The sequence below is a fragment of the Providencia sp. PROV205 genome (genome assembly GCF_028479505.1).
Classification (GTDB): Bacteria; Pseudomonadota; Gammaproteobacteria; order Enterobacterales; family Enterobacteriaceae; genus Providencia; species Providencia huaxiensis.
The window spans coordinates 45,822-68,098 of sequence record NZ_JAMPNU010000004.1 but is presented as its reverse complement, the minus strand read 5'-3'; the positions used below and the strand labels follow the sequence as shown (position 1 = coordinate 68,098).

General features: G+C 39.7%; 16 protein-coding genes and 4 pseudogenes. 2 read left to right on the top strand and 18 right to left on the bottom strand.

All coding sequences use genetic code 11. The features are described from left to right. From PR800_RS04125 to PR800_RS04065, 13 genes and pseudogenes are all read right to left on the bottom strand, one after another. Positions 1–564: a fimbrial protein gene (locus PR800_RS04125; RefSeq protein WP_229597489.1), complete on the bottom strand. Its 564-nt coding sequence runs from the start codon at positions 562–564 to the stop codon at positions 1–3. 8 nt (positions 565–572) lie between these two features. After that, on the bottom strand, positions 573–1,694 hold the full coding sequence (locus tag PR800_RS04120) for a fimbrial protein (protein WP_102138139.1): 1,122 nt from the start codon (positions 1,692–1,694) through the stop codon (positions 573–575). A gap of 2 nt (positions 1,695–1,696) precedes the next feature. Then, a complete protein-coding gene (locus PR800_RS04115; RefSeq protein ID WP_102138140.1) occupies positions 1,697–2,311 on the bottom strand; it encodes a fimbrial protein in 615 nt (204 codons plus the stop codon). A gap of 10 nt (positions 2,312–2,321) precedes the next feature. Beyond that, complete coding sequence (locus PR800_RS04110) at positions 2,322–3,032, bottom strand: fimbrial biogenesis chaperone (RefSeq protein WP_229597622.1); 711 nt, start codon at positions 3,030–3,032, stop codon at positions 2,322–2,324. An 83-nt stretch (positions 3,033–3,115) separates the two neighbouring features. Further along, the gene (locus PR800_RS04105; protein WP_195697833.1) at positions 3,116–5,593 is read right to left on the bottom strand and encodes a fimbria/pilus outer membrane usher protein; all 2,478 of its coding nucleotides are present in this window, start codon (positions 5,591–5,593) and stop codon (positions 3,116–3,118) included. A gap of 70 nt (positions 5,594–5,663) precedes the next feature. Next, a complete protein-coding gene (locus PR800_RS04100) occupies positions 5,664–6,203 on the bottom strand; it encodes a fimbrial protein (RefSeq protein WP_272530269.1) in 540 nt (179 codons plus the stop codon). Positions 6,204–6,286: 83 nt separating this feature from the next. Next, positions 6,287–6,829, bottom strand: a complete 543-nt coding sequence (locus PR800_RS04095; protein ID WP_102138144.1) for a fimbrial protein — start codon at positions 6,827–6,829, stop codon at positions 6,287–6,289. Positions 6,830–7,028: 199 nt separating this feature from the next. Further along, positions 7,029–7,349, bottom strand: a complete 321-nt coding sequence (locus tag PR800_RS04090; protein ID WP_102138145.1) for a helix-turn-helix domain-containing protein — start codon at positions 7,347–7,349, stop codon at positions 7,029–7,031. Positions 7,350–8,223: 874 nt separating this feature from the next. Next, positions 8,224–8,832 (bottom strand): sulfite oxidase heme-binding subunit YedZ, encoded by a 609-nt coding sequence (locus PR800_RS04085; protein ID WP_102138146.1) that lies wholly within the window; start codon positions 8,830–8,832, stop codon positions 8,224–8,226. Continuing rightward, the gene (gene msrP / locus PR800_RS04080) at positions 8,832–9,842 is read right to left on the bottom strand and encodes a protein-methionine-sulfoxide reductase catalytic subunit MsrP (RefSeq protein ID WP_272530268.1); all 1,011 of its coding nucleotides are present in this window, start codon (positions 9,840–9,842) and stop codon (positions 8,832–8,834) included. Before msrP ends, PR800_RS04085 begins: the two co-directional genes overlap by 1 nt. 85 nt (positions 9,843–9,927) lie before the next feature. Then, positions 9,928–11,292, bottom strand: a complete 1,365-nt coding sequence (locus tag PR800_RS04075) for a heavy metal sensor histidine kinase (protein WP_272530266.1) — start codon at positions 11,290–11,292, stop codon at positions 9,928–9,930. Then, a complete protein-coding gene (locus PR800_RS04070) occupies positions 11,289–11,960 on the bottom strand; it encodes a heavy metal response regulator transcription factor (protein ID WP_102138149.1) in 672 nt (223 codons plus the stop codon). The genes PR800_RS04075 and PR800_RS04070 overlap by 4 nt, the downstream gene beginning before the upstream one ends. 248 nt (positions 11,961–12,208) lie before the next feature. Beyond that, positions 12,209–12,737 (bottom strand): annotated as a pseudogene (locus PR800_RS04065) (tyrosine-type recombinase/integrase); the annotation flags it as partial. Positions 12,738–13,154: 417 nt separating this feature from the next. Here PR800_RS04065 and dgt point away from each other — a divergent pair. Together dgt and PR800_RS04055 are read left to right on the top strand one after the other, a co-directional pair. Next, positions 13,155–14,621, top strand: a complete 1,467-nt coding sequence (dgt, locus tag PR800_RS04060) for a dGTP triphosphohydrolase (RefSeq protein ID WP_272530265.1) — start codon at positions 13,155–13,157, stop codon at positions 14,619–14,621. 5 nt (positions 14,622–14,626) lie between these two features. Further along, positions 14,627–15,361 carry a hypothetical protein gene (locus PR800_RS04055; protein ID WP_210848275.1) on the top strand — a complete coding sequence of 245 codons (735 nt, stop codon included), beginning with the start codon at positions 14,627–14,629 and terminating at the stop codon, positions 15,359–15,361. A gap of 81 nt (positions 15,362–15,442) precedes the next feature. Here PR800_RS04055 and PR800_RS04050 read toward each other — a convergent pair. The 5 genes and pseudogenes from PR800_RS04050 to hsdR all read right to left on the bottom strand — a co-directional run. After that, positions 15,443–15,676: pseudogene (locus PR800_RS04050) on the bottom strand (DUF932 domain-containing protein); the annotation flags it as partial. Between the two features lie 85 nt (positions 15,677–15,761). Further along, a pseudogene (locus PR800_RS04045) lies at positions 15,762–16,655 on the bottom strand (restriction endonuclease subunit S); the annotation flags it as partial. Further along, positions 16,632–17,063, bottom strand: a pseudogene (locus PR800_RS19650) (restriction endonuclease subunit S); the annotation flags it as partial. The pseudogenes PR800_RS19650 and PR800_RS04045, both read right to left, overlap by 24 nt. Next, positions 17,063–18,649, bottom strand: coding sequence for an N-6 DNA methylase (locus tag PR800_RS04040; RefSeq protein ID WP_210848277.1), 1,587 nt, complete (start codon positions 18,647–18,649; stop codon positions 17,063–17,065). The pseudogene PR800_RS19650 and the gene PR800_RS04040, both read right to left, overlap by 1 nt. Positions 18,650–18,721: 72 nt before the next feature. Beyond that, positions 18,722–22,240 (bottom strand): type I restriction-modification system endonuclease, encoded by a 3,519-nt coding sequence (gene hsdR, locus PR800_RS04035; protein ID WP_210848278.1) that lies wholly within the window; start codon positions 22,238–22,240, stop codon positions 18,722–18,724. Positions 22,241–22,277 lie beyond the last annotated feature (37 nt).

The window sequence follows — 22,277 nt, the reverse complement described above, 5'->3', positions numbered from 1 at the left end:
TTATTGATAATTTAATGTATAGTATGCTGTACTATAAAAATTCCCATAAGTAATAGTTTGGTTAACTCTCGCTTCAGGCTCAGCCTCGACATAAGCCTTAAATTGAATTTCCGTATTATTTGTTGCCAAGTTTTGCGCTAGTGATGGCGTATTCAATTCTATGGGTGTTTCATTTAAATTTAATAACCCAATACCAATACCGCTAGCTTCACTTTGGTCACTAATCGCAAGATGGTCAGGAAGATTCCCATTTTCAATTCCATTAAATGTCACTGTCACCGATTTAAATATAGTCGTATTACAGTTCGCTAAATGAATTGAGAAATTTAAAGGTTTCGATTTGCCTTCTTTATAAAGTTCTTTAACCGAGATTTGTTGAAAACTAACAGAGACCTTCTCACTTCCAGGCGCTATCTGACATGGCGTAGCAACAACCATGCCTTTGAATGAATAGCTACCCATATTACTCGGGATCACACTCGCACTCACCGCCCCCGAGACTAATAAATATAAGCCAATCGACAATAAATATTTTGTACGTTTTAACTGATTATTATTTCGCATGATCGGCCTCATTGGAATTCAGCAAGAATGGTTCCGGTACTTGTAAACTCACCTTCTTCCACACTACTTCCAGGCGCTGCTATTGGCGCAGCCGTTAAGTTCCAAGTACCTTGGTTATTAATAAAGTTAGGCACTTGGTATGCTTGATTCGGTTTTACCAATGTACCCGTCACATTATCAGTCACCACAATGCCAAGATTTGTGCGTTTCACACCATTTTTTAATGTACCGAAATAAGCAGGGTTAAAATCCGCACTACCTGACGCCCCTGGTAAGAGTGACAGCTTGATATTTAAATCACCTGTCGTAAAACTCCCACCGCTACATTTGACTGGGATCTTAAAGGGCTGAGCATAATTAACTCCATTTAACCGTTCACTCGTATTTGCTACATCAAGAAAATCAATATTAATTGGGTTACCTTGATTAATCGTACACTCGTCAGCAACTGTGATAATCCCTGCACCTAAAACAACCCGAGTTGAAGGGATTGACGCATAAGCTGTACTGCCATTCGCTGGGCTGCCTTTTTTAGCAAAAACCTGTACCAGTTCAGCTTGGTTGATGGTAATACCATTTATAATCGGTTTTTTCAGTCTAAACGTGATTGTTCCGCTCGATCCCGTCCGTAACTCGACGCCATAATCACGGCTATTGACACTCGGTGGAATACACTCTATTGGCTCAGATCCCCCATTCCATATATCTTTAACAGGAACAGGAACTTTCTGACCAATCGTTCCCCCAATTTGAATTTCAACTTTTACATCAAAATATTCATTAAGGTTCAGATACCCTGGGTTTTGCATTGATGTAGGAATGGTTGACATTAAATCAAATGTCATTCCTGAATCAGGATCTGAACTCCCAGACCCTCCTGTATTCATTTTTTTTTGGCAATAAATATCGAAAAAAGGCCAGTTACCTACATCAAAATTGAATACTGTTTCGGCATCCTTCTCATTGACAAGTATCTGATTATTCATCCTTGCTTCGAATGTATAAGTCCCCCCAGTAGGTATAACCGAGCCGTGAGGAAAGCCCAAAGCAGATAACGGGAAAGCCCCTATTGTCAGTAAACCAGCCACAAGAGTCATATCTTTTAGTTTTTTGTTGTTGGATACAAACATGGTTATAAATACTCCAGTTTTAGCCTAATTAACCCACTAAAAGTTCCCGCTGAAACAGACTGTGCTGTAGATTCTAATGAGGCATTAAGTGTAATGTTGTTATCACCAGGTTTGATCACCCATGAGCTTGTTGGCTGATTGACCATTAGGTTTTGATGTTCCTTACTGGAAATACGTAATCCTGCGCCTCGAATATCACCTGTAACTCGCACGAGCTCAGGGTTAAAAAAATTCGAATCTCCTGCAATACTCAATGAAACAGCACTTTCACCTGTTAGGTAGTAACGCTGCGCATTTTGAGTTGACTCTCCAGCAGCATTCACAAATGACTTAGATGCTCCTCGCTGACAATCTTTGAGTCGAATATTAAATGCAACAGGCGCGCTTCTATCGCCAATACGACGAAACGCTCTAGCATTAATCTCACCTAAATCAATATATTGCTCTTGAGTCTCCAATTCGAGGACACAAGGTGACGCATAAACACTCCCTGTAAAATGCACAGTACTATGAACGTCTAGCAACGTTTGGCGTGATAGTTTTTCATCCGCAATATCTGCAACCGCAGAGAAACTTCCTAGCCCTAACAATACGATCCCTAAGCACCTAATGTTCATATGAATACTCCTAGCGAATCTGTTGTTCTGGTGGTAACGCTTTACACGTATTTCCGCTACAACTGTATTTCAGTTCTGGATGACCACCATAATCATTCACATACATCATGGTGAAACTATCAGCTGAGCTATTGACCTTAATATCGAGATTAGATTTAGGGGCGATCATTACGCCAGGAAAATCAGTCAGTTTTTTTCCGCCGTCTGCCACAAGTTTATTATTCAGGCTAATAATGGTTACAAAATAAGGTGTTGGGTTTTCAGCACGCCAATTATTCCCCTGTTTATAAAATGTCACTTGGTCTTGCCAAACCGCACTTTTAGATTCAGGAATAATAGCTGTCGGCCGATAAAATAATTTAATGCGCGATTGCATCGCTAGCTGTAAAACATTTGGTTTATCAGGCTTCGGTGGAACTTCACGCACATTTAAATAAAACAGACTTTCTCGGTCTTGGGGGAGCTTATCTATTTCGGCTGTTTTTGAAACACGAGCAACGCCTTTTTGCCCACCATTAATGCGTTGTAATGGAGGTAATACAACTAATGGCGATGTAATTTTTTTCCCATTGGCATCTTCAACCCATGACTGAGCAAGAAAAGGAATACTTGAGCTGGTGTTTGATAAATTAGCACTCGCAGAATTTTCATCGCCTTTAATGATCAGTCGTGTTCTATCTAGTGAAATACCTGCATATGATTGCCCTACGCCAACCATCATAACTAGCAAACCACCTACCCATTTATTTATACGAATCGCCATTTTCTCTACCTTATAAGATACTTTTTCAAACTGTCATTACATTATTGGCAAGGCAGCAAAACTGACATACCCGAATTAATTTTTTCAGGCAGTTGAATTTTACATTGCGCTTTTCCGCCCCAAGATACCGTTAATGTTTCTTTAGGATTTACTGCCATCAAATACGCCAATCCATTTTCCATTAACATGGCAATATTAATACCATCAGCGTTTGTCACATCAGCACCAAACGGAGGTACCGTATCGTTATAACGAATAGTTGCGATGAGCTTTTCACCTTCTGCTACATCAAACCGCTGATAACCGATTGCACCTTCTGTTAATGTCGATGTTGCTATCGCCTTATTGGTATCAACGTTATTTTTTAACTTATCAACATCAATACGTGTGTCGAAGCTGTAATAGCTGACAATGTCAGGCACAACAGAAATACCAGCCCAGTTAGTCCGCGTTTTTTCATGGTTAAACGGCACGCCACCAACACCGTTGGTATCGACCATAATTCTTGCTGTATCCGTTGTACCAGTACTGTTATGTAATGCAGAGCCATGTTTGGTAGCAGTAAAACCACCGCGTAATGTCCCGTTGATCGATGCCGTTTGCCTTTCTTGATAGCTGACATTGGTATTAACTTCAGCAAGTTGCGTCCGTTTTTGATAATATCCATCAAACCGCACGCGATCATCGCTGCTTCGGCCGGCTCTAACTCGCCATAAGTTATTCATGTCCCTGTTATCACTGTAAGACAGCATGTGGCTGGTCTTACTGCCGCTGTTTTGCAAGTCGTATCCTGCCCAACGGCTATCACCAACAGGTACTGAAACCGAAAGTGAAATGCTATCGTCACGTCGGCCTCGATAGTCAGAACGGTAAGCCGCAATATTGGTTGAGACACCATCGATGCCCATTAGACGAAATGTTCGACCCACAGATAAGCCATACCTATCTTGAGATGTTTGGTCCCAAAAAGTCTGATGGGTATAAGTTAGGAATACCGTCGTTCTCCAATCAGGATCATCAGCCCAAAAAGTTTTATTCCCTGTCACGGTATACATCTCTTTTTGACGGCCAATACCCAGATATCTGTTCTCACGCTCATCTAAATATTGCGACAGCGTTCTAAACTTATCCTGCGAGAAGCGGTAACCCGCAAAAGTAATCGTACTGTTAAGTTCATCAAATGATTTTGAATAACTCAGGCGATAAGAAGAACCCGTTTGCGTGTTATCACCTGGCATTCTGCTAATGGATTGTGTGACATCTGCAGAAAGTGCACCAAATATAGATAAATCACGCCCTAACCCAGCAGATATTGCGGTGTAATCCCTACCAGCAAAAAGTAGCCCACCAATGAGTGACCAGTTATTGCTCAGTCCCCAAGAGAAATCTCCCGTGGCAAACATTGGCCCCTCAAGCTTGTGATTAAATCGAGATGGCTTACCGACCGAAGCGTTGTAACGCACATAACCTGGGCGCGTTAAATAAGGAATATTTGCCGTATCAACTTGAAAAGTCGATATCTCGCCGTCATCACCTTCAACTTTGACATCCAAGGTTCCACGAACGGAGCTTTGCAAATCTTGAATACTAAATGGCCCCGCAGGTACCGTCGTTTCATAAACGACACGCCCAGCTTGAGTCACAACAATTTTTGAATTGCTTTTCGCGATACCATTAATCTGTGGCGCATATCCCCGTAGATTCGGAGGTAACATACGTTCATCACTGGCCAAGTTAAAACCAGTGAAACGGATCGTGTCAAAAACCTGAGAATTTAAATAAATTTCCCCCAGTGTCAGCTTAGCCGCCATGTGGATCAGAGGACGATATGCATAAAACTGGTTCCAATCGAATTTTCTATCACCGCGCTCGTTATAATTAGCTTGATAATCAGCTCTAAAGCGCCACGCCCCTAAGTTAAACCCGGTTTGGCCATATGCTGACAATGAGTGCTTGTTTGTATTTGTCGTCAAAGAACGAGAAATTGACCCTGTCAGGTTATAATCAAATATAAGGCCTGAAACCCCTGAATCCCAACGCTCAGGCGGTACCCAACTAGGATCGGAATATTTCATCCATGCCTGTGGAATAGTGATATCCAGTTTGCCTTCATTATTATTAATTTTAACGCCTGAAATAGGTAAAATATTTGAACATTCAGGGGATATGGCTTGGATTTTTTTTAACGCATCTTCTTTGAGCGCTAACATTTCAATTTGCTTAGGAGTAAAACAAACTAATGATTTTTCACTATCTTGAGGATCGGTAATATAAGTGACCTTCTGCTGCGACAATGATTGTCCATTAATATAGACATCTAATAAATAAGTCCCAGGAAATACAAAGTTATCTTTAGAGAATCGAGTTAAATCAATATTGTTACGATCACCAACATCTAATACGTCAACGTTAAACTCAACAAGATCATTTGCAGACATATTTGGTGAATAGCAAAGTACTGCAATATATATTGCAAATAGTCTTTTTATATTATTTATATTTCCATTTAAAATAATCATTTTAATTACTCAGTATTCACTCGTTGGCTAGAGATTTAGTTCAATTCTCTTTTATATGTAATTATTAGTTTTAGAAATAATCCATCCTAAACCTTAGAACCCCTTCGAAATCACCTGCCTTAATATGCTTTTGATAAGCAACTAAAACAGCAGTAAAATCTAATCTATTGCGCCCTTCTAATAATGTGTAATCCGGCATATTTCTATTAAGCTTAAGTATTTCTCCGTGAGAATCTCTAAATTGAATTCCAAATCCTTCTGAATCACCACTCACTTGTAAAATTTGGTCATCATTAACAGAGGTTCCCATCATGGTTATTTGCGCGCGCGATGCACTACCTTTGTCATTAGAAGGCAACGTACATCCAACGAGCTTTATATCAAAATCCTTACTCACCAAAATATTGATTTCAGGGGTGATCTCTCGGGCACTAATTTCACCAAAATTAACCCAAAGCTCTCGGCTTTCAGGATCAATCGTGCATGAGGCTTCTATTAATTCACCTTGCATTACAATATCACCAGGGGTGTTATTGCCGGTCATTCCCCAACTTAATAGAGGCCATAACAAACTAGAGCCTAGTGTTATTTTTGCAACCCGACTTATCATGGACAATACCATTTAGTTATTGGTAGGTTTTATTAATGCGGAGTATTAAATACTCCGCACATTGATATAAAACCAATTACAAATTATTGGTAATCAATTTTAAAATTGATAGTTGAATCAAAGCTACCTGGAGTCACTGCATTAGATGCATTATCAGATTTTAAATAAGCAACGAATGGAATTGCAGTTTTACCATTAGACAAGTTAACAGAAGAAGAAGCTTGTCCCCAAACAACATCTTTATTTCCATTGTCTCTTAAACCAATACCAGCACCACTTGCAGTACCTGAAGTGAACGCTGCTAATGTATTATCATTAGGGTTAATAGTTGATGGTGTGTAAGTTACTGTTGCTGTTTGTGCAACGGTAGTATCACACCCTTGCAGAACGATATCTTTCTTGATATTACCTGCACGCTCACCATTTTTTAAATTAGAAATAGGGATCTGATAAAAGTTAACTTTTACAGGACTTGATTCTTGACTTAAACCACAAGCAGAATTCACTAACTCACCTGAAAATTCGATAGTACCGTTAGTAGGAGTACCAGTATAAGCAGCCATTGCTGCGAATGAAGCAAAACCTGATGCAAATACGGCACCCATTACAAATTTATTCAATTTCATGATTATTTAATCCTGTGTAATTCTTACATGATGTATGTTTCAACGTAACAGTTGTTAATAACAACTTTAGATAAAAATAATCATTAACTTTAAAATTAATTAATGATTATTTTTAATAAAGTTTTCATTTTAATATATTACATTAGTTATGTTTAACAATTTCCCTTCACTAAACGAATTAAACTATTTATTAACCGAATTATCGCCACATTTTCTTAATATCTTTATCTAAAATAGAAAAATAATTATTCCCATTTTTCATGGTGTACTGTAATCTTTCATTATCATATTTATCTATTACGTGGTTAAAAAAATCTCTCCAAGACTTATTGAATATGATTAGGATTGTATCCATCATTTCAAATGTTAGCTTTGTTTTCCCCGTCTCGTATCGAGATATCTGCTGCTGGCTAATATTCAATCTTCTTGCTAACTCTCCACCAGTTAAGTTTTGCTCTTTTCTAATTCCTCTCAAATACTGTCCTATCTCTTTATTTATCTCATTAGAAAAATAAGTCATTTAATTCAACCTTTGTATTAAAAATTAATTATAGGCACCAATCTGAACCATAGATACCGTCCTAAAATTTTTAATGATTATATGGTTGATTATTTGTTTTGTATAATCGATAAGGCAAATTGATTGCTATTAAAAACAATTTATTGCCCTATTAATACGAAGTAAATGTAACAAAACAGCTCAACAGTAAAATTAATAATATAAATAACAATATGTTATGGATGCAAAATTAGATTTACTCATATTGGAAATTACATTTTGGTACATTTTAAAATATTGAAACACAGATTTTACTAATGAGATGTATTTTATGGTGAAATTTCAATCGCAAAATACAACTTAAGAATGCAGCATTACTCGAATTTTGCGTTTGTAAATTATATGAATTTTTTTTAAGACTTATCTGAGCTTTGTTATTTATAAACACCAACAAATTAATTATAAATTACCGTAAAGTTTATCACCAGAATTATGGACCATAGAAAACATCACTAACACCCAATAAATTCCAACACAATATAAAAAACCAGAATATTTATTACTCCGATAATGAGTATTAAGATATTATATTTCATATTTGTTAATTTTATACTTTAATAAAGTGTACATGAAAGATTCGTTTAAACATTTCATCCCTGTAGAAAAATAAGAATTTAGCCGAGTCACACTAAGTTTGGGTTCAATTCAAATAGTAACGATATAACCGTTACCACAAGAAGGGGATGAGCAAGACGACAAGCACTTATCATAAAACGATGTACAGATTTGCTTTACACAATATTGAGATACATACCAAATACCTAATACTGAGAAACTCCAGTACTGACATTTGATAGTATCAGGAAAGAATACGATTAAAGCGCGTCACCCTTTATTAAGGTTTTATTCGTTGTGTTTGCTGGCTCCGCATGCGATAAGCAAACGCACTCCCCACAACGGCTAAATAGATAAATGGTTCAGGCGTTAAGGTTTTTAGTGACAAAGTATAGTGGCAAAGCGCCAATATGAGCGTAGGGTAAAGCAGCATATGAATTCTTTTCCACCATACGCCCAAATAAAGGCGTATACGGTTGAATGAACTAACTGCCATTAACAATAAACACAACCAAGCAATCGCTCCAATTGCTAAATAGAGCCGCGAAAAAATCTCTTCGAAAAATAACGCCAAATTATTTACGCCAATTTCCAGTAATAGATAGCTACTTAAATGCAGCGCAGCCCAGAAAAAACACCATACCCCCAGTAATTTTCGCATCTGAAACAATACGGTAAATCGCAATAATTTTGCAACCAGTGGGATCAATACAATAATGATGAGCAAACGCAAAGCAGCTATTCCTGTAAAATGTTGGATATCTTTAGCTGGGTCGGCTCCAAGCCGTTGGGTCTCGACTAAAAAAATTAGCCATACTAGAGGGAGCAAAGCAATAAGGTGAAAACTCCCTTTGGTTAATCCAACGATGAACTTATTGTCTTGGGGCATCAATAATATCTCCGCAAATCCATTCCTTGATACAAACTTGCCACTTGCTCGCCATATCCATTAAACAACAATGTTGGCTGTCGGGTCACTTGGCCTAAGCCTCCAGCACCAATAAAACGCTCAGTGGCTTGTGACCAACGAGGATGGTTTACACCTGGATTCACATTGGCAAAAAAGCCATATTCGCTCGGCGCTGATAGGTTCCATGTCGTGTCAGGCATTTGCTCAGTAAGGCGAATTTTGACGATAGATTTAATCCCTTTAAAGCCATATTTCCATGGTACGACCAACCGGATCGGTGCTCCGTTTTGGTTGGGTAATGTCTTTCCATAAACGCCAGTCGCCAGCAAAGTCAGTGGATTCATGGCTTCGTCTAAGCGTAGCCCTTCAACATAGGGGTACGATAAACCACCACCAATATAACGACTTTTTTGTCCTGGCATTTGTTCTGGAGCGTAGCGTGTTTCAAAAGCCACATATTTGGCTTTGCTAGTGGGTTCGACTAAAGCCAATAGTTTCGCTAAAGGGAAACCAACCCATGGAATAACCATCGACCAAGCCTCAACACAGCGCATGCGATAGATGCGCTCCTCTAAGGGAAACTTAGTGTTTATATCATCTAAATTAAGCGTAAGAGGACGATTCACTTCGCCGTCTATTGTCACCGTCCACTCATCCGTGATTAAAGTATGAGCATTCTCAGCAGGATCGGATTTACCGAGCCCAAACTCATAAAAATTATTATAACCAATCACTTTATCTTCTGGTGTGAGGGTTAAAGATGGCTGAAACTCTTCAGGTTGAATAAATGTCAGAGATTTTCTTGGCGTCATCGGAGTTGTTGGCGTATCGTCGTTAAACCAAGAAAACAGCCCTGCATTAGCTGTCGCCGCAACGGTTAAACCTGCAGCGCCAATGCCTAAAGCCTTAAGTAACTGACGGCGTTTCATAAAAAAGAGGGTTTCATCCGTGATTTGAGATGTGGGAATTTTAGGTAACTTTTTCATCATGCGCTCCATAGCAAAAAGGATATGAAATTAGTTATACCGAAAGCGCAGTAAAAGTGGCTGACAGTAAGATGACAAATTTGTCATCTTACTTAATTGTAGGAAATTTCAGGGTAATGGTACTGGTTCCTGCATGGTGCTCAAAACTCACTGCCCCGCCATGTAATTCGACTATCGCTTTCACAATCGCTAACCCAAGTCCTGTTCCCTCTGTAGTTCGAGCATTATCACCACGCCAAAAACGCGTGAAAATTTCATCACTATTTTGTAGAGGTTCTCCTTGGTTAGTCATTTTAATTTCTCTCTGTTGCGGCAGCGCTATAACTTGGGTAACGACACGGGTGCCCGGGTGAGAATATTTAATCGCATTGGAGACAATATTCACTAAAACTCGGCTGAGTAATACAGGGTCAGCATCAAGAGTCAGGGATGAGGACTCGCTATGCAGCTCAATCTGTTTTTCTTCTGCATAGGCAGAAAAGAGCTCATAGACATCGTTAACTAACGTATATAAAGAAAGGTTTTCTCGATTTAAGGTAATATTTTTATTTTCAGCACGGGCAATAAACAAAGTACTTTGTATCATTTGTGACAGTTTATCGAGCTCCTCAATATTACTGACTATCATCCCTTCATATTCGCTAACACTGCGCGAACGCTGAAGTGTTATTTCATTTTGTACCCGGATCGCATTAATTGGGGTTCTCAGCTCATGCGCCAAGTCATCGGCAAATTGAGTAAGTTTGACAAAATCATGCTTTAACCGCTGGCGCATCGTATTCATTGATTCGCCCAACTCTTTCAACTCCTGTGGTAACTGGTCAATATCAATTGGATCATTTAATGCGTGAACGTCTGTTTTGACCGTTATCTGGCTCAATGCTTGAATGTCGGATAATCCTTTTTTCAACAGCCATAAGCTGAGTAGCCCCATCAGCAAAATTGAGAAAATAGAAATCACTACGCTTTGGATGAGATATTGAGTCAACACGCCACTACGGTCGACAGAAACTTTACCAAGAACGACATGGAGCGGCCCTATTGGGGAATTCATCGAGAAATAAACCGCAGAAATAGGGATACCTTGAGCAGTTTGCCAATGGTTAATGGCATTGATATTTAGCTGCTCAAGGTTGACTAACTGAAGAGGTTGGGAGCCCAATAACTCTTGTTTGGTAGTAACCAGTATTTTCCCTGCTGCATCAGAAATTTGGATCAAGTCTTGACGCATGTCCATCATGCTTTGGAAATACATGGGAAGTGTTTTGATATCAATACCACCAGCGATGAGCTTAGCAAGTTGCTCCGCACGGTTAACCAGTAAATTATTATCTTGTTCAGATAGTTCATTTTTGAGTGAATGATACAAAACCCATGTCACCACCCCAGCATTAGTAACCATAAGAACGATAAACAGAGAAATAAGTTTGAATCGAAGTGACTTCTTTTTCATTCTATAGGCCTATTTAAACGGTATCCCATCCCTCGAATGGTTTCGATGAGTTTAACGTCAAACTCATCATCGATTTTTTTTCTCAACCGACGGATAGCCACATCAATAATATTCGTGTCACTTTCAAAATCAATGCCCCAAACTTCGCTAGCAATTAAAGTTCTAGGTAAAATTTCATCGCAATGTAGAACGAAGAATAGCAATAAGGAAAACTCTTGCCGCGTTAAGGTGATTTTCTTTCCCGCACGCTCAACATCATGGCGAGTTAAGTCGATTTTTAAATCCGCAATAGTCATGGTGGTTGAGGCTGGTTGGTTAACTTTTAATTGGTTTTTAACCCTAGCTAATAATTCAGAAAACGAAAACGGCTTAACCAGATAGTCATTGGCACCAAGCTCTAAACCTTTAATTCTGTCATCAACGGCATCCCGCGCAGTGAGGCAAATTACCGGTATGTTTTTAGCTGTACGTAAGATTTTTAAAATTTCCCAGCCATTCATACCAGGCAGCATGATATCGAGGATCACCAACTGATAACTGTTTTCTAAGGCAAAATAGAGACCATCGCGACCATCATTAGTCACATCAACGAGAAAACCCGCTTCTTCTAACCCATTTTTGACCCACACTTGGGTTTTTAGGTGATCTTCAATTAATAGTATTCTCATGGAAACCTAACAGTGACTTTATTTGACTTAATTTCATTTCATCTTAAAGAAATTTTTCTTTTAAAGAAACGGGTAGGAATTAAACTCAACAGGAAATATCTCGACTTTTAGTCGCTTGTTATTTGTCGCAATATCTCGAACGTAGTTCTTGCTTAATTTATATGTGCTTTATACAGGGTCTAAGGGCAAGTGAATGCAACAGGCTTATATGAAGCATTCTGTTTACTAAAGGAACCTCTATTTAAACCGATTTCATCCCAACGAGCGAAACGTAATTCACTGGAACGAATAAAGACTAATAAGGTGAGTTTGACTGCAAGTTTAGTTAACGGTCTTCCCTTATAATCATCGATGCGTTGTAAGAACTCAGGTAAGCGTTTAAGTTCTAATGCAGCTCTATGGACTCGTTTACCAGTGGCAACTGCGCCAGCCATATCTTGTGCTGGGTTATAGTCGATTAAACCACTTTGTACGGCATAACGCATAATGCCAGTCACGCGCTGTTGTAAACGTGCTGCCACTTCAAGACGTCCAGACATCTCTACGGCTTTAATCGGTTCGAGGAGATCGCGGGTTTTCAATTCGGCAATATTACATTTACCAATAGCAGCAAAGATATTGTCTTCAAGGCTTTTGAGCACTCTATGGCTATGGCCTTCTGACCACTTCTTTGCGTTTTTCTCTGGGATCAATACCATTTGCTATTAACTTTCTACCCGCATCTCTTTTCTTTCTGTCTTCTGCACATAAAATATCAAGGTAAACACCAATAATTAAACCAACAGTAGGTACTTGATGTGGGTTGACCTTAGTATACTTGGGAAGACTGAAAAGTGGGGAAAAGCCTTGTAAAACTGGGATTTCAGATACAAAAAAAGACGTCGGTTGACGTCTCTTGATGTTCTTATGGTGCGAATGCCGGACTCGCAAAACAACACTAAAAACATGAAATTTAAGTAATATGTTTTTATTGTTTATTTTTATACCCGCAAATGTACCCTCAGTGTAAATTTACTGGGTATATTCATAACGCATCAACTGTAAATAAAGACTTTAATAATCATTAAAAACAAACCATTATCTAGGGTAAACTTATAAACTCATTGTAACTCTCTATAACGAAAAAGAGTAAAGTTACAAAAAGGTCAAGATACACTATAATACCACAACATATTAAACAAAAGGAATTCAGTAATGGATTGGAAAAAACTGTTATCATCAAATAGATTACGTTCTTCAATTTCATCTTTTAATTTAGAAGATGATAGAAATCAATATGAAAGTGACTTAGGCCGAGTCATATTTAGTCCTGCGCTACGAAGAATGCATGATAAAACTCAGGTTTTTCCATTAAATACAAATGATAATATTCACACTAGGCTAACTCACTCTATGGAAGTTATGTCTGTCGGATATTCGCTAGGAATTGGCGCCTGTAATAATAAAAAAATCCAAGATAAAATCAGTTCAATAAGTGATGATTTCAATAAAAACATCTACAGAATTATTCCTGTAATATTAAAAAGTAGTTGTTTACTACACGATATTGGAAACCCTCCTTTTGGTCACTTTGGTGAAACTGTAATACAAAATTATTTTAGAAAATTATTTGCAGATAATATATTTGAGGAATTATCCATTGAACAAAAAAATGATTTTATTCATTTTGATGGTAATGCACAGGGATTTAGAGTTATAACAAAACTTCAGGCACTCGATGATTTATATGGTCTTAATTTGACTTTTTCGACACTAGCATCTTATTTAAAATATCCAAATTCAGATCATCCAAATAAAGAAAAAATAGAATCAAAGAAAACTGGCGTTTTCCACTCAGAAAAAAAATACCTAGAAGAAATATATCATCATTGTGGTTTAATGGATAAATACAAAAAACCTTTGCGTCATCCTTTAAGTTATTTAATGGAGGCCGCCGATTCTATTTGTTATTCTGTTATTGATATAGAAGATGCATTTAATAAAGGAATAATTACTCTTAATAACATCCTTCAGCACTTTGAAAAAGGTACTCAAGAAACTGAAAATAATGAATCTCTAGCGTTAATGACAGAAGTTACCCTAAAAATTAAAAACACTATCGAAAAAAACTGTACAGAAAATAAAAAAATAGTTGAAATAAGAACTTATTTGATAGGTATTTTTGTTGAAAAATCACTTGAGAATTTCATCCATAATTTAGATAGAATTGAAATGGGGAAATATAATAAAGAGTTAATTGAAGATGGTAAACTAACTGAATTAACAAAAACATTACAAAGCATTGCTTGTAATATAATTTTTCCATATAGAGAAATCGTCTCTTTAGAATTAGCTGGAGATGCTGTCTTAAAAGGTTTATTCGATTATTACATTGGATTATTATTTTATAAACCTACAGGTTTCGGTAATGACAAAAAGGCTATTAGAAAAATGCAAGAAAAATATGCAAGTAAAGCTGAATCAATGATATCATCAAGTTTAGTAAATGTTGTTAAAAAAGAACATATAGAAGAATCTAAGCAAAAAATAGATATTTCCGACCTTCATATAGTTGATTTATCGACATACTTTAAGCTAAAATTGATTGTAGATTTCGTTTCTGGTATGACAGATTTATTTGCAATTAATCATTATCAAAAACTTAGTGGACAAAAAATTTAAATATTATGAAGAAAGACATCATTAATACTCAAGCAAATACGTTTAATGATTACCTAGCGGATAGGTTCCCTAAGTTCGCCAAGCAAATAATCAACGTGCTGTTGGAAGAAAAAAATGATGTTTTTCTCTTTAGTGGCATTATTAGGGATTATTTTTTATATAAAGATAAATTATCAAATTTTAACGTAAGAGATATTGATATTGTTGTATCTGATATTGATAAATTTCATTCAACTTTTAAAAATATAGTAAAATATAATAAAAACTCGTTTGGTGGCTTAAAGTTATATTTTAATGATATTAACATTGATGTCTGGCAAGCTAATTCAACATGGGGTTTAAATCGAGTCCTCCCAAAAGACAAAAACCAGTCTAATATAATAAATATACTTCCGAAAACTGTTTTCTTTAATTGCTCATCCATTCTATTTGATTTCCAAAATAAAAAATTCATCGAGAATGATGATAATAGCTTCCAGTTTTTTCTAAATAACAGAGTATTAGATATCGTTCTGGAAGATAATCCATTACCAGAGTTATGCGTTTTAAATACAATTTATTACACAAAAAAATATGATTTAAAAATTAGTTCAAAATTAGAGTGTTATGTGAAAGATAAATTTTCAAAAATAGAGATGGATAGATTTATAAAAATTCAAATAAAACATTTCAATAAATTAATATTTGAAAAAAATGAATTAGAGAACGAGGTAAAAAAACTATCTAGCCTAATAAGATAAGTTCAATACATTTATTTTTTACTCTTTTTATAATCCACAGAATATTTTAACTTAATAATATTCTGTGGTAATTTTTTATATTCAATCTCTTCTAGAAAAATGCTCATACATCTTTTCAGTCATTACCCACAGTACTTTGTTCAATTTAATATCCCCATCGATGCCATTCACTGAACGAGTGCGAGCTCGCTTGCCTTTTGCATTTCTGCCCGATAGTCCCCCTTTGATTAAATTCTCCTGCAAGTGTTGATATACCGTCCACAGATCATCTTTCTTATCCTCCCAGCGGCGAGTCTGTAATACCTGTTCTTCGGTAAAACTGGTCAACGGATGTGGTAGTTGAAGTGATGGAACCTTAAGAGATTATCGCTCCCGACACATTGTCGGGAGCGATTGTATGTTATTTCTTTTTACGTGGAGCTTTTTTACTACCGCTGGCAGCGCGTTCGGCCTTAATTTTCTCCAGCAGAGCCGCAGCACTATTTTCACCACTGATCAGTTCCGGGTTTTCTGCTCGCCATTGGGCGGTTAGTTCACCTCGGAATGCCTTCGCCAAGATAGACTGGGTGAGATTGTTGACGCGGGTTAAGGCATTGTTGACCTGTTTTTCAATAGTATCAGCGTAGGCGAAGAGTTGTTCGACGCGGCGGACAATTTCAATTTGTTCTTTTTCTGGTGGTATATTTACAGTAGCCTTTTTGACCAATTCACTTCTTATATTTTGAACAACCCCACCAACAGCTAAATTTGAGAACTGTGTTTGGAGTTCCGATGACGACAAAAGATAATAAAAATAATTTTTATCAATATTTTTAGGCAAACGTAAAATAAACCACCCATCATGAACACAGCCTTCAATTTCAACTATATACGCCCTACCAAGAGACATTGAATTTGAAAGTATAAAATCACCAGGAATTACTCTTCTAGATTGTTTAGAACCCTCTTTTGTTATTCTTTCTTTAGTTGAGCGTATATATTTCTCGCCTTCTCGCGCATCGCCTATTTTTATCCAATTAACGCCATTCTCAGAGGTGGTGATATAATTCTTAATTGGTCTTGGTGAACTGCCTCGATCTATAGTTACTAATTCTCCAAGAGTGTAAGATGTCCATATCGTATGTAAATCAGTTAATTTTCTCCATTCATCCGTCAACCTACCACTAATTGCGGCAGTCAAAACAGCCTGCCGAAAACGTTTCAGGATTTGTGGGACTTGCTCAAGACGTGCTTTGGTGCTATCTACCTGTGCCAGCAGCGTATCGAGTTTTTCAGCGATGATTTTTTGTTCTACCCATCCGGGTAAATTAATTTCCAATTCTTTGAAATATTTGAAATGGCGTGAGTAGCCTTTGTCAGGAATATTTAAAGCACACAAGCTATAGTAAGCATACCGTGGGTGAATGAAGGCTTTTGGTTTTAGTAACTTAGTCCCATCAGCGCCAGGAACAAAATCATATGTTACCCATTTTACTATTCTAGTGTGATCGCCAAATATGCATATAGGAGTATCAACTTTGATAAGCTTGCTTTTATCGTTGATGTATCCAGAGATAAAAATTTGACCTTGATCAATTACAGGATATAGTCCCTTAGACAAGCAGTCTCTGCTCTTCACTTTGTTTTTTATCGTTGATATTTGATCAAAGCAATTAATTGCTAACTTTGACAGCCAATTCTCTGGCTGTATTTTGCTATTCATTACAATACCTCACCAAACGCTTCTTTCAGCAACTGGCGCTGCGCATCGGCCTCATCCCCCGCACCCAGCTCACGCATCAAAGTATCCAGCTCTCCCAACGCCTGTACCAGCTCAGCCATCGCCTCTGCCGCTAACACATCCGGTTCTGGCAGGTTATCGGCATCGATGCTGTCCTTATCCTTTAGCCAGGAGATATCCAGCGAATCAGATTTGGCGGTACGAATCCACTCGCGGCTGAACTTGCGCCAACGGCTGGTGGCTTGGTGCTGATCAGTGTTCTTATTCTCTTCGCTATCGGCGATATCACTCTCTTCGGCATTAAAGCTCCATTCACCCTCTGTACGCGGGCTTAAGCCATGCGGATCTTCACCGTAAACGGTTTCAAACGGCTGCAGATGTTGCTCGATAAATGGCGTGCGCTTACCAAAGCTTGGCATATTGGTCCGCAGATCATACACCCAGACGTCATCTGTGCAGTTCTTATCCTGGTTAGGATTTGCCACAGTACCTTTAGTAAAGAACAGCACGTTGGTTTTTACGCCCTGAGCATAAAAAATACCTGTCGGTAGACGCAGAATGGTGTGCAAATGGCACTTGTCCATCAGGTCTCGACGGATATCGGTACCCTTGCCACCTTCAAACAACACGTTATCCGGCACAACAACTGCGGCACGACCGCCAGGATGCAATGTTTCGATAATGTGCTGCATAAAGCACAGCTGTTTGTTGCTGGTTGGATGAACAAAGGTGCGGGTAATGTTAGTCCCTGCGGCATTACCGAACGGTGGGTTGGTCATCACCACATGAGCCGGCGGCAGGTTTTCACCGTCGCTACCCAGCGTGTTACCCAAACGGATGGCACCGCCGTGATCGAGGTTGCCTTCAATATCGTGTAGCAGGCAGTTCATCAATGCCAGACGGCGGGTGCCTGGTACCAGCTCAAGGCCGATAAAGGCACGGTGGATCTGGAAATCCTGTGTATAACCGTCAAGATCGTCCAGATCGTTAGTTTGCGATTTTACGTAGCGGTCAGCTTCAATCAAAAAGCCTGCCGTGCCCGCTGCTGGATCCTGGATAATTTCACGCGGCTGTGGCTTCAGCAGATGAACGATAGTTTTAATCAATGGACGTGGGGTGAAGTACTGACCAGCGCCAGATTTTGTTTCGTTGGCGTTTTTCTGTAATAGCCCTTCGTACATATCGCCGAAGTCATCGCGAGATTTGCCATCACTGCCGTTATACCAGTCAAGTGAATCCATATTGCTGACTAGCTCAGTCAATTGTTTAGGCTGGGTGATCGTGGTATTAACGTTCTGGAATACCGCTTGTACGAGCTTCTGTTCATCTGCGCCCAAGTGGACTAGCAGGTTACGGTAGAACTGTAATTGCTCCTGACCAATACGGGATTTCAGATCATCCCAGCGATAACCCTCCGGCAGGTAATCGTCTTCCTGACCGGTCTCTTTACACATTTTCAAAAACAGCAGCGAGGCGAGCTCATTGACATAGTTTTGATAAGAAACGCCACCATCGCGCAAGTTATCACAGAGTTTCCATAACTTAGCGACCAGATCGTTATTATTCATGTTTAATTCCCTAAAAAGCAGCGGCCCTTATTTAGGACCGCAGAATATTTAATTGCCGTAGATGATAACGCGTCAAGCCAGCTGGTCCCAAATATAATCACTGAATTTGTCCAGTACGCTGTCGAGACCATAATCAAAGGCGCGTTGCAACATCACCTTGCCACCGCGACGGTGGAAATTACCGGTTTTAAACACATCGTCATCAAGCACGATTTTCTCTTTCAATGCGGTAGCTAAACGGTCAAGCCAGGCCTTCTGCTCGCTGTTCCAGTCGTTTTCACCTTTAATCCGTTCCAAAGCATGATCGACCCGTTCATCAAACGGCTTTAACGCATCGCCGACGGCTACACGACGAATATGGCCAATAAGTCTTGCGGCGATGTCCTCATTACGAGTCTCTTTCCACGCACTACGTAATGATGACTCTTCGAAGTGCTGGCGGTCAAACCATTCCTGAAGTTCAACAAGCCCTTTGCGGGTGAGATCCCTTGGGTGATTGATGACAGCCTGAAGCGCAGGCTGAGCATTAGGGGCTAGTTTGGCTTGTTCGACCAGTTCATCAAACGCCTCCAGAAAGTCCTGCGGCGTGTCGTAATCACCGTATAAGGATTTCACGCTGATCACCTCATCATCAATATCAAGGAAGATGGGTGCATCGCGCAGAGCATTAATTTCAGCCTTCAATTTTTCCAACCGGGGGATAAATCCCGGTATCTTGTTAAATACTTCTGCACTCCACTGCGGCCCCTTTTCACGCAAGCGCATTGCCAGGCTACAGAAACCGACTCCTGCAGCATCCTGACAGAGTTCATCCAGCCGGCGAATCTGCTTATCCACTGATTCACTTCGGTCACGGTTATACATTGCCAGACTGATAATACGCTGCAATTTGGCGATCAACTGTTCATGGCTGTGCTCGGCATAGCTGCGACCATCTGCTTCGGTGATTTTGTATGTTTCGGAATCAGTGATTTCGTTGACCAGCGTTTTCAATTCCACCTTCGGGCGAATAACCACTGGGCGCATCGTGTCTACACTTTCCAGAGTACTGTAGATGTCTACACAGTCAAAAATCTTGAAGCTGGTTTTATCCACTGCCGGACAAAGACGAGTCGCACGCCCTTTCATTTGCTCGTAAAGGATGCGGCTTTTTACCTTACGCATAAACACGATATTGCAGATCGACGGAATATCTACTCCAGTACTGAGCAGATCAACTGTGACGACAATATTTGGCAATCGCTCTTTATTGAAGCGTGTGATCATCGTTTGTACTTTCTTCGCATCTTTGTCGGCGTCGCCCGTGATCTTGATGATTGCATCATGTTCCAACTGCGGGTGCTGTTTTTTAAATGCTGTACGTAGCTCTTCTACTACCATATCTGCGTGGCTGTTGGTGACACAGAAGATCAGTGTTTTTTGTTGACCCGTCGGGTCCAAGTATTTAGTCAGCTCACCGCAAACTGCGCGGTTAAAAGCAGGGATAACCAGACCCCGGTTAAAATCTGCGACTTCAAAATCCTGATCGTCTGCTAGTGTGTCGTTAATCACTTCACCTTGCGGATCCAAACGCTCCACTTGTTCACCTTTCGCCAAATACACACCATCCTGAGCATTGCGGGTAGTAATTTTAATCGGTGGATCCTGATCGATAAGATAACCATCGATCACAGCAGTACGGTAGGTATAGCGATAAACAGGTTCGCCGAAGATATCGACTGTATGTATGGCTGGGGTGGCGGTAAGGGCAATTTTTACCGCATCGAAATGATCGAGAATACGACGATAGGCAGATACATAATCTAGCTGACTGCGGAACTGCAGTTCACCTTCAGTTTGTTCCTTATCGAGAACGTAGCCTCGATGCGCTTCGTCCACCACAATGCAGTCATAACGGCCCACCGGCATCGGCTCGTCTGACTGTAAAGTTCGTTTAACCAGTGATTGGACTGTTGCAACATGAATTTTGGTGCTGTCTTCAGGGAATTTATCCGTCAGACCTTTGATGTCGAAAATACTGTTAAAAGTATCCCCGTTGATGCGTGTATCTTCAAATGCCCCAAGTGCTTGTTCACCGAGTGAGCGGCGGTCAACAAGAAACAACACTCGCTTAAAGCGCTGGGACTGGATCAGTCTAAACATTAGCGCGATAGCTGTACGGGTTTTCCCAGTACCGGTTGCCATGGCCAGAAGAATTTCTTGTTGCCCTGCAACAATCGCGTTCTCTACCGCGCGAACAGCATCTTCTTGATAGTAGCGAAGCCCCAATTCACTCATACTCGGATTATCAGCAAACCATTGATTTTGCTCCTGAGGATCGCAGCCCAACATAGCCATAAGTTCTTCCGGCTGATGCCACTCTGGTAGGGCTTTTGGCATATTGGTTTGATGACGAACATCACGATACCAAATACCACTTTTTGTTTTCATTGCAGCTCGGTATTCACGCCCATTAGTCGAATAGCAGAAGGGAATTTTGAATCGCTGACTACCGCTGCTGTCCTTCCAACTAACTTCATACTCTGGAACTGCTTCGTGAACCTCATCAAGTGAATTGTTCTCAAGTAGTACTTCACGCAGGTAGGCATTATCAAAGTATTTACTATAGCGATATGATTCAGGAAGTTTGCCAGAAACATCGGTATTTTTACGTTTGGCTTCAATGACGGCAACAGGTTTGAGTCCGACAAACAATACATAATCTGCAAAGCCTGGATTACCATTTTCATCTTTACTGGTTGGCCATTCAGCAATCGCCTTATTGACACCAGGCTCAGGGCGAGCACCTTTAGAAAAGCGTAATGTTTTACTGTCAGCTTGCCATTTAGCTTTACGCAGTTGAGCATCGATCAGGAAACGACTTTCCTCTTCACTCAGATCCAGCGTGCGCTTTATTGCCTGGTTGGTTATCTCTTTATGATAAGCCTTCCGTTCCTGCTCAGTCTGCTTCGCCAGCTCTGCATTTTTTGCCGCTAGTTGTGCTTCTAAGGCAGAAACACGCGCTTTGGACTGCTCTTCTGTTTCATGCTGTTTGCCTTCGAGAATGGCAATATAGCCATTCAGCGCAATCATTTTTTGCTGCTGAGCATTTATCTCGGCCTGGCTTTGTACTTTTTCTTTCGCCTGTTGCTCCAGTTGCTGCTTGAGTACCAAAACTTCCTGATGATAGAGACTCTTCCCCCTTTCAGGCAGAACAAATACTGGAAGCCCGAAGTCATAATCTTTAGTTACCAGACGGTAGTACCAAACACTCAAACGAAAACCAAGCCGCAGGCACATCTGCGCATCATCAAGATCATTATGATATTCATGGACAGCTTGGTTACCGATACGGCGTAGCTTATGAAAAATCGAGAGTATGCTGTCATCAACGAAAGGGATCTTACCCAGTTCGCGCAGCAGGTCGTGCTGGTTATCGCAAGGAAGTATATCCAATAACATACCCAGGTGTTTGGCTGTAGCTTCGCCAAACATGCGCATTTTTATAAGTGTGGTGTTAGGGTCGTCTGGGTAGTTATTTTCTGCTGCACAGGCAATAGTATAAATGAAGTCATTAACGCCTTTCAGAAAATCGAAGTTAGATTTATTCATGCGCCTTCCATGTTCTGCTTAGTATCACAGGAAGCAA

What these genes read in the sequence shown, in the direction of transcription:
- PR800_RS04125 (WP_229597489.1), bottom strand. Translation starts at nt 564, where the DNA reads ATGCGAAATAATAATCAGTTAAAACGTACAAAATATTTATTGTCGATT.
- PR800_RS04120 (WP_102138139.1), bottom strand. Translation starts at nt 1,694, where the DNA reads ATGTTTGTATCCAACAACAAAAAACTAAAAGATATGACTCTTGTGGCT.
- PR800_RS04115 (WP_102138140.1), bottom strand. Translation starts at nt 2,311, where the DNA reads ATGAACATTAGGTGCTTAGGGATCGTATTGTTAGGGCTAGGAAGTTTC.
- PR800_RS04110 (WP_229597622.1), bottom strand. Translation starts at nt 3,032, where the DNA reads ATGATGGTTGGCGTAGGGCAATCATATGCAGGTATTTCACTAGATAGA.
- PR800_RS04105 (WP_195697833.1), bottom strand. Translation starts at nt 5,593, where the DNA reads ATGATTATTTTAAATGGAAATATAAATAATATAAAAAGACTATTTGCA.
- PR800_RS04100 (WP_272530269.1), bottom strand. Translation starts at nt 6,203, where the DNA reads ATGATAAGTCGGGTTGCAAAAATAACACTAGGCTCTAGTTTGTTATGG.
- PR800_RS04095 (WP_102138144.1), bottom strand. Translation starts at nt 6,829, where the DNA reads ATGAAATTGAATAAATTTGTAATGGGTGCCGTATTTGCATCAGGTTTT.
- PR800_RS04090 (WP_102138145.1), bottom strand. Translation starts at nt 7,349, where the DNA reads ATGACTTATTTTTCTAATGAGATAAATAAAGAGATAGGACAGTATTTG.
- PR800_RS04085 (WP_102138146.1), bottom strand. Translation starts at nt 8,832, where the DNA reads ATGCCCCAAGACAATAAGTTCATCGTTGGATTAACCAAAGGGAGTTTT.
- msrP (WP_272530268.1), bottom strand. Translation starts at nt 9,842, where the DNA reads ATGATGAAAAAGTTACCTAAAATTCCCACATCTCAAATCACGGATGAA.
- PR800_RS04075 (WP_272530266.1), bottom strand. Translation starts at nt 11,292, where the DNA reads ATGAAAAAGAAGTCACTTCGATTCAAACTTATTTCTCTGTTTATCGTT.
- PR800_RS04070 (WP_102138149.1), bottom strand. Translation starts at nt 11,960, where the DNA reads ATGAGAATACTATTAATTGAAGATCACCTAAAAACCCAAGTGTGGGTC.
- dgt (WP_272530265.1), top strand. Translation starts at nt 13,155, where the DNA reads ATGGATTGGAAAAAACTGTTATCATCAAATAGATTACGTTCTTCAATT.
- PR800_RS04055 (WP_210848275.1), top strand. Translation starts at nt 14,627, where the DNA reads ATGAAGAAAGACATCATTAATACTCAAGCAAATACGTTTAATGATTAC.
- PR800_RS04040 (WP_210848277.1), bottom strand. Translation starts at nt 18,649, where the DNA reads ATGAATAATAACGATCTGGTCGCTAAGTTATGGAAACTCTGTGATAAC.
- hsdR (WP_210848278.1), bottom strand. Translation starts at nt 22,240, where the DNA reads ATGAATAAATCTAACTTCGATTTTCTGAAAGGCGTTAATGACTTCATT.